At 59.4% G+C, this 12,677-nt stretch carries 11 protein-coding genes; 4 read left to right on the forward strand and 7 right to left on the reverse strand.

Features of this window, described 5'->3' with window-relative positions; translation table 11 throughout:
* Positions 1 to 2,410: 2,410 nt before the first annotated feature.
* Positions 2,411 to 2,701 carry a helix-turn-helix domain-containing protein gene (locus tag RAS12_RS30495; RefSeq protein WP_306951918.1) on the reverse strand — a complete coding sequence of 97 codons (291 nt, stop codon included), beginning with the start codon at positions 2,699 to 2,701 and terminating at the stop codon, positions 2,411 to 2,413.
* 225 nt (positions 2,702 to 2,926) lie between these two features.
* Here RAS12_RS30495 and RAS12_RS30500 point away from each other — a divergent pair, with 225 nt between their 5' ends.
* The 4 genes from RAS12_RS30500 to RAS12_RS30515 all read left to right on the forward strand — a co-directional run bounded on the left by RAS12_RS30500 (position 2,927) and on the right by RAS12_RS30515 (position 5,767).
* Positions 2,927 to 3,400: a hypothetical protein gene (locus tag RAS12_RS30500; protein ID WP_306951920.1), complete on the forward strand. Its 474-nt coding sequence runs from the start codon at positions 2,927 to 2,929 to the stop codon at positions 3,398 to 3,400.
* 110 nt (positions 3,401 to 3,510) lie between these two features.
* On the forward strand, positions 3,511 to 3,939 hold the full coding sequence (locus tag RAS12_RS30505) for a helix-turn-helix domain-containing protein (protein ID WP_306951922.1): 429 nt from the start codon (positions 3,511 to 3,513) through the stop codon (positions 3,937 to 3,939).
* A gap of 372 nt (positions 3,940 to 4,311) precedes the next feature.
* Positions 4,312 to 5,250 (forward strand): type II toxin-antitoxin system HipA family toxin, encoded by a 939-nt coding sequence (locus tag RAS12_RS30510; RefSeq protein ID WP_306951924.1) that lies wholly within the window; start codon positions 4,312 to 4,314, stop codon positions 5,248 to 5,250.
* A 238-nt stretch (positions 5,251 to 5,488) separates the two neighbouring features.
* Positions 5,489 to 5,767 (forward strand): hypothetical protein, encoded by a 279-nt coding sequence (locus tag RAS12_RS30515; RefSeq protein WP_306951926.1) that lies wholly within the window; start codon positions 5,489 to 5,491, stop codon positions 5,765 to 5,767.
* Between the two features lie 55 nt (positions 5,768 to 5,822).
* Here RAS12_RS30515 and RAS12_RS30520 read toward each other — a convergent pair whose 3' ends face one another.
* From RAS12_RS30520 to RAS12_RS30545, 6 genes are all read right to left on the reverse strand, one after another.
* Positions 5,823 to 8,078 (reverse strand): DotA/TraY family protein, encoded by a 2,256-nt coding sequence (locus RAS12_RS30520; RefSeq protein ID WP_306951929.1) that lies wholly within the window; start codon positions 8,076 to 8,078, stop codon positions 5,823 to 5,825.
* A complete protein-coding gene (locus RAS12_RS30525) occupies positions 8,078 to 8,623 on the reverse strand; it encodes a hypothetical protein (protein ID WP_306951931.1) in 546 nt (181 codons plus the stop codon). Before RAS12_RS30525 ends, RAS12_RS30520 begins: the two co-directional genes overlap by 1 nt.
* Positions 8,624 to 8,628: 5 nt before the next feature.
* Positions 8,629 to 9,957: a conjugal transfer protein TraW family protein gene (locus RAS12_RS30530; RefSeq protein ID WP_287145183.1), complete on the reverse strand. Its 1,329-nt coding sequence runs from the start codon at positions 9,955 to 9,957 to the stop codon at positions 8,629 to 8,631.
* A gap of 115 nt (positions 9,958 to 10,072) precedes the next feature.
* Positions 10,073 to 10,588, reverse strand: coding sequence for a hypothetical protein (locus RAS12_RS30535; RefSeq protein ID WP_306951934.1), 516 nt, complete (start codon positions 10,586 to 10,588; stop codon positions 10,073 to 10,075).
* A gap of 62 nt (positions 10,589 to 10,650) precedes the next feature.
* Positions 10,651 to 11,580, reverse strand: a complete 930-nt coding sequence (locus tag RAS12_RS30540; RefSeq protein WP_306951936.1) for a hypothetical protein — start codon at positions 11,578 to 11,580, stop codon at positions 10,651 to 10,653.
* Positions 11,581 to 12,154: 574 nt separating this feature from the next.
* The gene (locus RAS12_RS30545; protein WP_287145186.1) at positions 12,155 to 12,676 is read right to left on the reverse strand and encodes a hypothetical protein; all 522 of its coding nucleotides are present in this window, start codon (positions 12,674 to 12,676) and stop codon (positions 12,155 to 12,157) included.
* Position 12,677 lies beyond the last annotated feature (1 nt).

Here is a 12,677-nt window from a genome sequence, read left to right on the forward strand (position 1 = left end):
GCCGGGGGCGGTCCAATTTGCCCGCGGCCACTCACTGGGTCGCAGTCCCGCAGCTTGGAATGCTCGCATGGCAACAGTGACGACTGATGCAGGATCGAGTCGGTCGCCCTTCCGCTGCCGCGCCTGAAGAGCTAGGCGCTGTGTCAGCAGGCGCAGATGCGCTGGAAGGACATGGCGCCGCCTGGTGGACGCCGCCGCGTAGAGCCGCTGTGTAGTGCCTGGTCGCACCCCTTTGAATCCGTCCCGAGGCGAAAGCGCAGCAAGGTGCGCATCCGCCTCTAAGGCCTCAGGCGATCCATCTTGAGCGAAATAGTCCCTCAAGGCTGCGCGCCTGATCATCCACGTCCCTGGACGGATCCCGGGGGCGTGGTGAACGAGCCAGTCCACAAGCGCTTGGAAGTATCCAGGCCGGGACGGAGTCGCGCCTGTGTGAGCTACCCCCCGCTGTATACGCGCCAACGCGCGAGCGTAGGCCTCGGTCGTGGACGCCATAAGGGCGCGCGCTATCGGGGGCGCAGACGCTTCTTGAACGGGACTCGAATGGGCGCTGCCGCCTTCTATGAGCTCGGAGCGGGTCGCGACCACTTGAGGGGAGGCTCCACCAGGGACCATCCCGCCTTCGGAACGATCATCCATCAGAGAGCCTCCAGGTCAACGTGGATCACACGGAGACGAGGCCAAAGCCACGCCTGGACGAATCCGGTGGTGGTGCCGCAATCGTGCCTGTACGGGCTCTGCCTGGTCGGAGACGCACTGTGATTGGACCGCATCTGATCGCATGCGCCCACGTGGGCAACCACGCCATCCTCAGAGGGGCCGCACCGACGTCCGCCCGGGTCGCGCGGGCGCGCACATAGGACGGACCCGCCGGGTTCGCATCCGTGCGAGAAAGGCCCCCCCAGAGACGTATCCGTCTCGAGACAGGCTTCGTCACCGGGGCGGTTCCTACCCATGACGAAATCGAGCGGCGCGGTCCCGTTCGTGGCGCTGGCGTCTCTATGGACCCGCCCAAGGCACGTAGTCGGCTGGGCACGGGATGCCAGGGCACGCGAGCGACCAAGGGCGCCTGCGCTCATTGGCGAGGTCTGAGGGGGCGAGCGCAGGTCCGAACGGTTCCGGCGGCTGGCGGGCCCACTGACGGCTGGCGTGCGGACGTAGGGACCGGATATGGCGTCGTGCGAGTCTGGAATGGGCGGCCGCGCGCCGGAACGTGCCAATACGGGTGTGCTTTCGCCGGATAGCGGATTCTTCCCCATTAGTGGGATGTGCTTTTTTCGGAGTAATGCGACGTGGGGCAAGAAATCACCTCGGAAACGGCCTCTCGAACCTCTGCGTCTTAGCAGCAGGATCGCAATTTCTGGCCATTATCTGCGTTTTGCGAACGCGACCTGGCGCAAACGGCACACGATTTTCGAATGTAATTTTCTCGCCAGAAATTTGGTGACTTTCGAGTCAAACCTCAGAAATTCACCCAGTAGCGTCTAAAGCCATGATCTATTGGACATATTCCATTCACAGAAATTGGAAGATGCTGCATAGGTGGCAACGCAAGCCGAATTTCCAATTTTCGCGGGAAATTCGCCTGATGTATGTGAATGACAGTGATGGGTAGTGACGCCGACAGACGACGCTCAAGGCAAAAGGATATGTCAGTGAATGTCATTGACCGACAATTGCGAATCGGTGCCCCAGAGAACGCGCGCATCCGCAGACGAGAAGGCTCCATTCCCTTCCCGTAAAGACTCACCTTAAGTGATGACCCGTGCCTTCCTGTATTTGCTCACCTATGTAAGCGCTCATGCTCACCTCAGAATCGGGCATCTCTGTGCGGGAGGCGAACGCTACCAAACCTTCGCTGATCTCAAGTCCGGCTGGGGCCCCCAAACATGAGTTGTGAGATGAATGAATCGGAACTGCGGGCCAGGGGTGTTCATCACCCGCCTCATCCAACCCGCCGATGTTGTCGTGACATTCACGCCGGAACTGATGAGTCGAACGATCCGAACGGTCATCGGTGCGGACATCTCACGCCATGATTTGCGTTGCCGTTTCGAGCGTGATCAATTTGACCAGTGATGGAGTTCACGCACGCAACCAGGGGCAGCACATTCTTGAGCCAGGATTGCGGGCTACGTGCTTCGACCAGTGCTTCCGCCGACGAGAGAGCAATTGCACTCCGTCGTTTCCTTCGCTAGAGCTGCCGTCGACACTCGATAGTCAAGGACCGGCGCCGGTGTGAGTCGGGTTCGGATGCCGATTGAAGCTTCCTGCCCACCGTCGACTTGGTCGGCGACGGTCTTGTCATTTCCAACCCGGCTAGCACATGGGCTTGAGCACCGATGCAGTGTGGGGTGCGGGGGGTTAAACGAGGCGCAAAGGCCACAGAGTGCCGAAGGTCCCCCCAAGGGGACTAGATTTCAGAAGATTCTCGAAGTTCGCGGAGCTCTTCCATGACTTCATTCAACACTGACTGCGCACCGTCAGGAGCACCCTCGCTATAGGCTAGGACCAACAACGTGACGGGGTGCACCCTTAGAACCTCACAGATGTCCGTTAACTTGCTAAGTGTTGGGCTTTTCAAATCCCGCTCGAGCACGCTCAGATACGTTCGGCTCGATACATCCGAGAAGGCTTCCTGGCTTAAGCGACGGGCCTTTCTCACCGTTCTCAATGCCGCTGCAAGAGAGTGCTTCGCTGCCACTGCTGGGTTCCTCTGTAAACCCGCATAGCAACGCATTGCGCTCTATTGAGCTACAAACTATAGTGTTCATTTCAAATGTTTACGGTTTGCGTCCTTTTATTGTAACTTGCATGGCGTCACCTACGGCACAACCTTGTTATGACTACTCTTGTTAATAATGCGTCTTCGTCTACGACTCCCCAACCCATAAAGTTGAGGCCGCCGCCGGCGCGCAGCAGCGTTCTCATGGCCCCTCGCCGCGCCGGCTATCAATCTTCGCCGGCGTACGGCCCCGGCGACAGAATGAAGGGGTGGATGCCGGTACCCGTCGAGCTTCTCGAAATGCTGGATGTTTGGAATACCGCATGCTCTGTGGCAGCGAAGGCCGCAATTTTCCCCAATGACCGCCTCTACTGGGAGGAGCGAGCGCAAACGCTGCGCGCACTGTGCGAACGTATCCGCGCCAGGCACAACGGCATTGCCGCGAGCGCGGCAACCGAAGGCGGCCAACGAAATAGCGGCTGGACATTCGTTCCCGCTGAACTCGTCGAAATGTTGGAAGATCTCGACACCGCCTGCATCCAGGCAGGTGCTGCAGAGCAAGCCCAAAGCGCTGGCATGGGCATCAACTGGGAAGAGTGCATCGACACGCAACGCGCCGCGCGTCGGCTGATGGATAGCGCAGCTGCTCCTGCGCGCCACGTTCCTTTGGTGCGCTGATCGCACGCCGAGCCCATTGCTATGGAGTGGAATCTTGGCGTTCAGAACCTATCGCCGGTCCCCTCGCGCGACACCCGATCTAAGGCCTATCTCCGCGGCGGCTCGTATTCATGCGAGCCCAGAAGAAGACCTGGATCGGTCCACCTCGGCAGTTGATTCGCCTGGCTCGCTGGCAGGCAGATGGGTGGACTGCGATAGAAATCAGTGCTAAACCATCGAAAACAACCATTTTCGGTGTCAACGCAATGAATAAAGCCCCCGGTCTTGCCCCTGAGACCAAAAAACGACTGACCCTGTTCGCTGGGCGTCTCAGGGCAGCACGAAAGGCACGAGGTTGGACACAAGAGCGTCTGGCCACCGTCGCAGGACTCGGCGTGTCTACGGTACGCGCGGTTGAGCACGGCGAACCTACCCCCGCCATGGGGAGCTATCTGGCAATCCTATGGGCACTCGACCTGGACAGCGCCGTCGACCTTCTCGTTCCTCCCGATCTCTCCAACGGCGGATCTGGTTCGCCTTCCATCGACACGAATTTCTGAGGACGCAACGTGGCTCGACAAATCTACGTTTGGACCTACCTTCCCGGGCATTCTTCGCCCGTGGTTGCCGGCGCCTTTCAGCACACCGAACTCACCTCGTCTAACGGTAGAGGCGAGTTTGCGTATGGTGAATCCTACTTGGCCCGATCCAACGCGGTTGCGTTGTGCCCCTCGGTCCCGCTGGGACGGACACTGTTTGCCACTACAGCCAATCGTGGCTACTTTGGATTCCTGCTCGACGCGGGCCCGGACTCTTGGGGGCGCGCGCTGATCGACCGACTTTACGGGGAACAGGACCAGCTCGGCTACCTTCGATTGTCCCAAGGTGGAGTAAGAACGGGAGCGCTGCTATTTAGTGATTCTCCTAGCGCCGTGGACTCCACCGCATGGTTGGCATCCATCAGCGAGCTCGAAGACATTCATCGTGCTGCTCGTGCCGTGGAGCAGGGTCAGCAATTGCCCCAAGACGCCGAACAGCTGCTACGCCCGGGCCTGTCTCTGGGGGGCGCCCGGCCAAAATGCTCCGTGCTTGCCGAAGGCCGGATCTGGATCGCAAAGTTCCCAAGCACGAAAGACGCACCGGATTTGCCCGAGGTCGCGCGGCAGGAATACGCCATGTATCTCCTCGCCAGGCGCGCCGGCATTGATGTGCCCAACTGCCGGTTGATCGAGGTGGGCGGCCGCGCTGTTTTCCTGACGGAGCGATTCGATGTCAACGTCCTTCCGGGGGGGGAATTCGGACGGCTGCGCTATGCCTCCGCGCGCAGCGCACTTGAAATTCCCGACCTTCCGCCGTCCGCACACGGTAGCTATCCCGGGCTCGCGCGGCGCATGACCAAATGGAGTGAAGATCCCGCGGCTGACACCCGCCAACTCTTCAGGCGCCTAATTTTCAACATCGCCACATCCAATACAGACGACCACGAGCTCAACCACGGTTTTGTTGACGGTCCAGACGTGTCCCGGATTGACACTCTGCAGCTGTCGCCAGCGTTTGATCTCGTTCCGTCGGTAGTGGCCACGGAACGCGTCTATCAGGGCATGCTCGTCGGAGATGAGGGTGCTCGATCCACTTATCAGAACGCCGTGAGCTCGGCAGATCAGTTCCGTCTCACGCCGGCGCAAGCCTGGAACATTGTGGAAGAGGTTGCGCAGACGGTCGATGAGCATTGGCGCCAAGCACTACAGGACTCTGGCGTCGATCCGCAGAACTCCGAGAAGCTGACTAGAGCGTTCACGCGGCATAAGAGCGAAGCAGTGGAGCGGCCAGCCCCGCCGTCAAGATCGGTGACGCCTGATCGTCCAAAGTGACCAAGGAAGCCAAGGCCGTCCTGGCACACAATTCCACGCGGCTCAAAAGTTTTGGAACGGTCGTCGACCTCTGTAGCATGTGTGGTGGGATGCGACATCATCCGGCGCGAATGCCTGGCCAGTTAGATTTCGAAGACCGAAAAGGCCCGCAAAGGCAATCCGATTGACCGACGTGCTTGCTAGCGCCAACACCATACAAATCTGTTACATTCTTTCAATCTAAATGGAGCACGAAATCATGACCGCACATCGAACCAGTGGATTCCATGACCTGGTGATGTTTCTCGCGCGGCCCAAGACCGTCATCATTGGCCTGATCATCGGCCTCGGCGGTGGCTACATCTTCGCCAGCAACTCGCTCGCGCTAATTGTCCTGGTGCCCATCGCCGCCGCCGTCGCGCTGGTGCTGTTGGAAATAGGCATGGGTCTCATACCGCGAATATTTGCCTTCATCATATATCCGAACTATCGAATGAAAGTCGTAGATGCGATTCGCGAAGCATGGAATGGGAAATGACACTTAATCTGCAGCTAAAACGAGAAGGCCCCGTCAAAATCTACGGGGCCTTTTTTTATACCTTCACCATTCCGATCCCAGACGTACCAGCCCAACGCATGGACGTGTGAGTCATCGATTCGATCTTGTGATCCATTTCCCGGCCAAATCGCGCTTCAAGCTGTGACCCGATCCAGCCCAACGAGCGATCAGGAATCTCATACACCATGTTGTAGATCCCTTGCACCATCACGACCTGCCAGACCATGAAGACAGCCAGCACGCCAATGATGGTGGCGATACCGGTCACAGAGTTGCCTTGCACATTCGCCAATGCCGCAGCAAACATCTGATTGAACAGTGTGCCCAGCATGATGAGCATCGCATTCGCGATAAAGAAGCTCACGACCATCAGCGTCGGGCGGATCAGAACGGCGAGCAAATGGGTGTATGCCCGCTCGGTGCGCGATCCCATGCCATCGCCCTCACCGGAAAGGTGTGAGAACGCCCCAAGCTGCATCGCGACCAAGCCCTCGACGAAGGTGGTGAAGTATCCGATGATGCTTGTCATCCATGTCAGGAACGGAATGAACGGCACGTAGATTGCCAAGACTGCCCCTACGATGAACATCGCCATCCCCAACTTTTCCAAAAATGCGATGGCGTCGCCGCCCATAAGTTTGGCAAGTGAGCTCATGGCTCGATTTGTCGCGATCTTACCCGCGGCCTCTGCTGCGGCGCTGACTGCCCTGCCTGGCCCAGGTAGGTTTTTCAGTTTGTTGGCGAAGTACGCTACCTGCGGCAACGTCATGAGCCAGTCACCGACATTTTTTGCGGCGATTATCGGATTCACTAAGCCCTGCCCACCGCTGTTCGCCGAAATTCCGTCGATCATGTAAAGCGCGATGGCTTGGCCCATCGAGCAATTCCCCGTGGATGATTCCCAGGAGCTAAAAAGGCATTCGGACGAAGACTCGGCGGTTTCCCGCTTGGAATTGAGCGCGGCCAAGGTATCCCGAACCACATCCGTTTGAGGGACATCGCCAAGCCCAACCGCACTAAGCGCGCGCTGCCCCAGTCCACGAATCTGATCGCCCAACTCGCCAAAGCTGAAACCGACCCGATTCCCCGGGCTCGTAACGCTCACCGTGTAGACATTGGCAGCATCCACAATAGCGGCATTAGCTTCGGCAAACGTAGAGTTCCAGGCACCTAGGACAGCCCATCCATCTCGCTTGATGGTCTTGATAACTTTCTCTCGAATTGCCGATCCCTTTGGGACCAGTGGCGCGATGATCTCCTTCCATGCGAAGTTGACACCCTTGCGCGAAAGCTCCAAGTTCTTCGTGGGCCAATCCGGTATTTTCGTGCCGTTCTTGAGTGCATTCTGGTAGCCCGAAAACCAGTCAATCGCAACAACATTGACGGCCGCACTCAGCAACCTCAACTGCGTAACCGACGCCTGCCTTCCTGCCTTGGCAATTGCAGCATAGTCAACCGACGCCACGCGATAGGCCAGCATCGACTGAAGTCCGGAGTCAGAACGTGCGTTATCGGTTGCGAATTTGTTCCCAGACAGATTTACCCCGCCGCAAAGACGTTCACCGTAAAGGCTGTTCCGACGTTTTCCGTCATCGGAGCTGAGGTTGTCAACAAGCAAGTTTGCCGTGCTATACCCGTCAGGCTTGTCGTAGGCCCGGTTGGCCAATACACACACTTTGCTCATGAACAACGCGTCTGCCACATCGGCGGCGAGTACGCCCGAACCCAGCGGCTTCACCATCGCTTCGGATTGCACCAAAGGAGCGTAATTCGCAGCGGCATCGATCGACGCGTGTAGGGACATATTGGCCGCTCCAATACCCAGCAGGCCCGTCCACATCATCACTGCTTGCGCCGCGGAGAATCCTCCGAAAACGGGCAGCATCCCCGCTACACCGACGGTGGTTCGAACGGGAAACCATGCAGACGACATTCGTTGGCCAAGTACGCGTCCCTCATGGGCAGACGTCAAAATTCCTGCACCGACGTTGTACGTGAACCAAACAACGCCAAGCGCCATGATCACCAGGTTCGAGATCAAGAAGACATGACCGAGCAACGTGTCAGGTGTGCCAACCTCCAAGAATGGATTCTGTGCGAATTGGCCAAACACCATCCGGAGAACTTCATAGCTCTTGTCGGTGTCACGATTAATGGCCTGCTCAAGCTCACCCGTGGTCGGCGGCCGTTGCTGCGCTAGTGCCGCCTGGGTCAGCAAAGACATGGCAACGAGGAAGGCGGGGGTCAACCATGATCGACAAATCGACATCCGCGAGGACTTAGCTTTCATCAGACCATCCCCTCGCGCGGCTGATGCCGCTCTGCCCTCGATGTCTCCCGAGCATCGGTGTCTTTCTCTCTTGGCGAATCGGCCGCCACCTTGTCTGCTTCCAACATATTCAGAAAGTGCTTGCGGAGCTGTTTGAGGCTGATATGCACGCCTACGAGCGCTTCAAGGGCTTTAGCTTGGACCATGTGAGGCTGCAAGAGCGCAGCGCCCTGCAGAACAAGTCGCATGCGCTCCAGGTCTCCGTCGAGGTTCCGCTTCACATTGCGCAGATCATCCAATCGCTGGGCTTCAGCTTCGCCAGGCATTTTCTTCGTCTGCTGGGAGATCCAGTCGTGAAGATTCAACCTGGCATTGTCCAGTCCTGCGGTCTTTGCTTCGAGCCGGCGCAAGAGGTCGGCCTTCGGCTTGTCCTCAACTGCGCGACGAAGTTCCGAATAGCTCATTTCCACAAGGCGAAGCAGACGGTCTGGCCTCTTCGATATGAGGTCCATCAGGATCGCCGGCATCTTCTCGCGCCAGCGATAAGTGGTTCCAGTCCCTTGCATATCTGTTACTCCACCGCGGTTGCCGCGTCCTTGGACTGTTCTCGAACTCCATCCATAATCTCGCGCATCTCGACACGCACCAGCGAGTTGTAGATTTGCCCTAACAGCATGTTGGTCTTTCGCGACTCCTGCAGGGACTTCACCTCCACGTCGTGCCGAGCCAAGCTGATCAGTGTGGCCTCACGGGCGATCACCGCCGCATCAAACTGGCTGGCAAAATCCAATTGCCAGGCGGGGTTTAAATAGCGGCGCTCGACCTCCAGGTGTTCCAACTCCTCCACGGAGATCCCCACGCTTGCCCAGTTCGGAGCATTTTTCTTCAGATACTGCGAAACCCAGGCGCCGGTGATTGGGTCAGCCGTAAGCTGCTGCAGCATCGGGATCGATTCCTTATCCGGCGAACGAGCGCCTATGTAGTCTCGGGTGGACTTGCTTCCCATCGAGATGCGCGCGTCAAACGTCGTTTTGAGCGCCAAGTAACCCTTGCCCTCGCGTGTTTTCAGGTCGAGCTTCGAGGGGTCCTCGATCTGCTGAGGCTTTTCGAGGTGGTAAATAAAGGAATTGATCGCATCCTGCTCCTGTTTCGAGGTCCCTAGGGTGCGTTGATGCTTGAAGCCTTTGGCGTCACGGGACGCTTGCGGCCCATCGAATAGTGTTTCGGCGCGCACGTCTGCCTGGTAAAAGCCCGTCATATTTCCAGCGATCCAGCCTGCCGCCTTGCACCAAAGTTCGCGAAGCGGATTGCCCGCACCGTACGTCTCGCACGCTCCCTTGGCGGTGTCCTCCACCTGCTTGTTCGTCGACGGTGCGGGCGCAATGCCATTGCCACGATCAATCGCCGTAGCCATTGCGACGCTGACCGTCGAGTTTCCGGTCATCGCCACAGGAGCGCCGCCTCCGCCGTATCGACCGCCCGACTCAGTCGAGCTGGCGCCGGCGCCACCAGATTTCGAGCGCGCAGTAACCGAGCACCCGTTGGCCTGCTCAAGCGCCGCGTCACGCCTTGCCCGTTCCAGTTCAACTTGCGTTTGCCGATTGGTCTGTGAGTCCAGCTCCGAGCCTTTGGAAATGGCGTTCGTCAGTGCCTCAGTCTGTGAGCCAGTGGACTTGTAGATGGCTTGAACGATCGCGTCTCGCGCGTTCTGGATGGCCGCGACCACAGATTGAAGTTGGGCAAGGGTCTGCTGCACGCCTTGGTAAATCATCGGCGCATAGCCATCGGCGACGTATCCGCCCCCGGACGCCGCGGCGGTGCTGAATGTCAACGCCAGCGCCCCCGCAATCGCATTGCGCCGCAAGCGTGTGCCACGCGGGCTTTTGGTCTTAGCATCCATCAGGAGCCCTTAATCAAATGGAATTTCAGATGCGACCGATGCTCCCTCGCTTGCGCGCGCAGCAGGCTCACTAGGCGCGCACGGGCGGTGCGACTTCGCTTGGACGCGCGCGAGCTCATCGACGGCCTCCCATGGCACTCGAGAGTGCGTCATATACGTTATCCATCGATTCGTACGACAACGGCACACTGTTGCTCAAGGGCTGGTTCTGCAGGCCCTGCGACTGTTGCTGCACGCTGTTGCTTTGAAACGCAGGCGCCGGACTTATCGGTGGGGTGTAAACGGGAGCCGTGCGTCCTGGCAGTTGGCCGCCGGCTCCTCGCCCTACGCTCTCAAGCGATGGGAACTTGGGCAGGCGGCCCTGACTTGCCTCGCGAGTCATGCGGCAGGCCTCCTGGTTCAGACTCTTGATGACGCCGCTCAAGTCGATCATTTGCCCGCCGATCGAGATCGAATTTCCCACCACATCGCCAAAGTCCACCATGCAGTCGAGCATGCGCTTACCCGAGTTGGAAATATCCTGGTCGACGGTGTCAATCTGCTTGTCACTAGCCTGGCGGCGCTTTTCAATGGCCTCGTCCAGTGCCGGGTCGCATGCCTGAGTCGATGCGTACGCACCAAAATGCGCCATGAGTACAAAAAGCGCCACAGCGCGGCGAGTTCCGCCGCATCGTTGTGATTTCGTCAAAATATTCAGCTCCGATCCCGATCTATCACCCGCGCCACTGGGCGCGGTGCATCTTGGTTGGGTTCCTGTAAACGCTCACCCAATCGCATCAACTCAGGGGCACTACGTTCGATCTCGTTGAATTGCGCGGCGGCCTTGCGCTCCGCGCTGGCGACTACCGATTCGAACGTCCGGCCGAGCGCATTCGCTCTGGCACGACCCAAAAGGTCAGGAGTCGCCTCGGTGCGCAGCAGGTTTACCGTTTCAGTCCGATAGATGGCGCAAAGGAGGCTTGATGCGCGCGACAAAGCCCCCTCCCGCCACTTAGCCATCATCAACGGCGAGGAGATGTCAGGCTGCGCCTGCTCCACAACCCGACGCACGCTCTGCAGTAGCCGGTCGCGTACGGATCCGAGTGGCTGGCCATAAGTAAAGGGCCGGTCGGCGTCCTGGCTGCCAGCGCCCAGATCGAAGAAGCGCCCGTAATGCAATCTGGGGTCCTCGAGCGAACGCTGCACATCCCAGGCGATATCGAACGACGCCGCTCGCAAGCGGTCCTCGGCGTACTGCAGCTCGCTCTCGTAGCTGCCATAGTCCGGGCTGGTTTGCGCCAACAGATCGATGATTTCCTGGGACACCAGCGTGGCTCCCGCATCAAGCACCTCCTGCGCTACCTGGCGGAAGGCGTCCGCGGCCACTTCACCTGTCCTGTTGTAGTGGCGCGCGAGAGCAAAGGCGGTCTCCTTGAGCATGGTGGCCTGCAGGGAGCGGCGCGCGGGGGTCTCTCCTGCTGCTGCCGCAGTCAGCTCGAGAGAGACGCGGTGGGCTTCCGTAATCAGCGCTGCCAGGGTCTGCTTGTTGGGTTCACCCGCCGTCGCCGGACGACCTCCTGCCCCCTCCACTACCGCCGATACCAGCCGAGTCAATACGCCAGCAGCATGCCGGTTGGCGACCACTTGTCCACTCTTCGTCGAGTCGCTCGCCGCAGCTTCGACACCAGCGGAAGTGGGTAGCGGTCGAGCCAATGGCGCCGAACTATGCAGGCCGTGCGCGGACGCTCGAAGGTCCGGCGGCGAAGAGGACGCCTGGGGAGCAGACCCTTCAATAGCCGTACGTCCACTTTTCACGATGCCGGGCATACCCGGAATGCGAAAGCCACCGAATTTTGGCGATGCTCCTGGTGCCGGCGCTGCGGTAGCCAGCGCCTCGCCCTTTACATCAGCCTGGCGCCGGAGTGCAGGCGAGGGCGCCGCCGCCCCTCCCGCCGCTTCACCGCGAGCAACGCCGGATGCGTGCTGCCGGCTTTGCTGGATGTCTGCCGGCCTCGGTGGCGAGTCTGCGCGTGCGGCAGCAGGGCGCCGGTCTAACATCGCCGGAGGGTCTGGCAATTCTTCCACGGACTGGAATTCGGACGGTTCCAGCTGTGCCAGGCTCAACTGGCTCTGCAGTTGCTCCACACCATCAGGGACCGGCACGACCGGCGGAACGGCACGGTACCTGCCGCGACGAGCTTGCTCAAGAAGTCCGGCACTAGGCATGAGACTTCTCCTGGGGCGCGTGGCGCTCCCCTTCAACGAAATGCAGCGGAACTCGAGTAGCAGGCCAGCCCGGCGCGGCGGGAAGATACAGAACATCGTCCTGCAACTGCACATCCAGGCGCTGATACCAGTCGACCATTTCCTCTACTTCGACAACTTGGCGTCGGTCCCAATCCAGAAGCGAGTCAGCTGCACGGGCGATCGCCAACATACGATGAAGGGACGCTATGTCACGGCCAAGCAGGGGCCAATTGACCGCCAGGCCCACCAGGCTTTCCGGCTGCACCAGGAAGCTGGCACCCGTTACCAGACCGCGGTACTCGGGGAACAGCCCTTGCCACACTCGCTCGGCCTGCAGGGCGATCAGAGGCCCGAGAACGTTGGATTCCAAGGCATCATCGCAAGCGACGATGCTGCGTCGTTGCGAGCCGTCCTCCTGTACGGTAAAGGTGAGGCCTGCTTCAGTGCCCAAACGCTTCAGCAAGCGCCCCCCGCAGATGAATCGGTTGTCCATG

The organism is Achromobacter seleniivolatilans (assembly GCF_030864005.1).
GTDB classification, from domain to species: Bacteria; Pseudomonadota; Gammaproteobacteria; order Burkholderiales; family Burkholderiaceae_B; genus Achromobacter; species Achromobacter seleniivolatilans.

Coding starts and splice junctions, on each gene's coding strand:
- RAS12_RS30500 (WP_306951920.1), top strand. CDS start 2,927: ATGGCCCCTCGCCGCGCCGGCTATCAATCTTCGCCGGCGTACGGCCCC.
- RAS12_RS30505 (WP_306951922.1), top strand. CDS start 3,511: ATGCGAGCCCAGAAGAAGACCTGGATCGGTCCACCTCGGCAGTTGATT.
- RAS12_RS30515 (WP_306951926.1), top strand. CDS start 5,489: ATGACCGCACATCGAACCAGTGGATTCCATGACCTGGTGATGTTTCTC.
- RAS12_RS30520 (WP_306951929.1), bottom strand. CDS start 8,078: ATGAAAGCTAAGTCCTCGCGGATGTCGATTTGTCGATCATGGTTGACC.
- RAS12_RS30525 (WP_306951931.1), bottom strand. CDS start 8,623: ATGCAAGGGACTGGAACCACTTATCGCTGGCGCGAGAAGATGCCGGCG.
- RAS12_RS30530 (WP_287145183.1), bottom strand. CDS start 9,957: ATGGATGCTAAGACCAAAAGCCCGCGTGGCACACGCTTGCGGCGCAAT.
- RAS12_RS30535 (WP_306951934.1), bottom strand. CDS start 10,588: ATGGCGCATTTTGGTGCGTACGCATCGACTCAGGCATGCGACCCGGCA.
- RAS12_RS30545 (WP_287145186.1), bottom strand. CDS start 12,676: ATGGACAACCGATTCATCTGCGGGGGGCGCTTGCTGAAGCGTTTGGGC.